This window comes from Streptomyces griseorubiginosus, from assembly GCF_017614965.1.
GTDB classification, from domain to species: domain Bacteria; phylum Actinomycetota; class Actinomycetes; order Streptomycetales; family Streptomycetaceae; genus Streptomyces; species Streptomyces griseorubiginosus_B.
In genome coordinates this window covers 1-764 of sequence record NZ_WVUG01000698.1, presented here as the reverse complement: position 1 = coordinate 764, position 764 = coordinate 1, and the positions used below count along the sequence as shown (strand labels likewise).

At 76.0% G+C, this 764-nt stretch carries 1 pseudogene; it reads left to right on the top strand.

Annotation, left to right across the window (positions count from 1 at the left end):
• Positions 1-149: 149 nt before the first annotated feature.
• Positions 150-764 (top strand): annotated as a pseudogene (locus tag GRC12_RS44825) (condensation protein); the annotation flags it as partial.

Genomic DNA, 764 nt, shown 5'->3' with positions numbered 1-764 from the left:
GTCTCCGCGCGCGGTCCCGGAGTCGCCGAACCCGCCTCCGGCCCCACCCTCTCCGCACGCGGCCCCGGAGCAGTCGAGCCCGATCCGCCGACCACGCGGATTCCGCTGCGTAAGCCGGGGGCGCCCACGGAGAAGCAGGAGCCGGAGTCATGACCGCACTGGAGCATCCCGCACGCGCCGACGGACCGGTGCGGCCGCCGGTCCGCATACCGTTCCCGGTCGTGGACGAGGTCGCCCGGCACTGCCTCCAGGAGGAGGAACCGGAGACGGTCCACATCGAGGTCCATCTCCCGGGCCGGCTCGACCGCGACCGGCTGCGGGCCTCCTTCGCCGAGGCCCTGCGCCGCCACCCGCGCATCCTGATGCGCGAGGCGCCGGGTCACTGGTACCGGCGCCGCTACGAGTGGGAGCTGACGCCGGAACCGGACGTGGAGGTGGTCACCTTCCCGCCCGGTGGTCGCGGCGCGCTCCGGGACGCCCGCACCCGCGCCCTGACCACGGCCCCGCCCCTGACCCTGTCTCCGCCGATCCGCCTGGAGGTGGTGGAGGGCCCGGGACCGGTGGAGGGCAGCGAGGCCACGGACGCGGTCGGCGAACCCCCCGCGACCACGCGCCGGCAGCGCGAAGCGACCACGCCCCGTCCGCCCGACGCGGCCGCGGGCAAGGGCACCGTCCTCTTCCTCACCATCAACCACACCGCCCTGGACGGCCCCGCCTGCCTCCGTGTCCTCGCCACCGCCGCCGAGCTCTACGGCGGCCAGGAC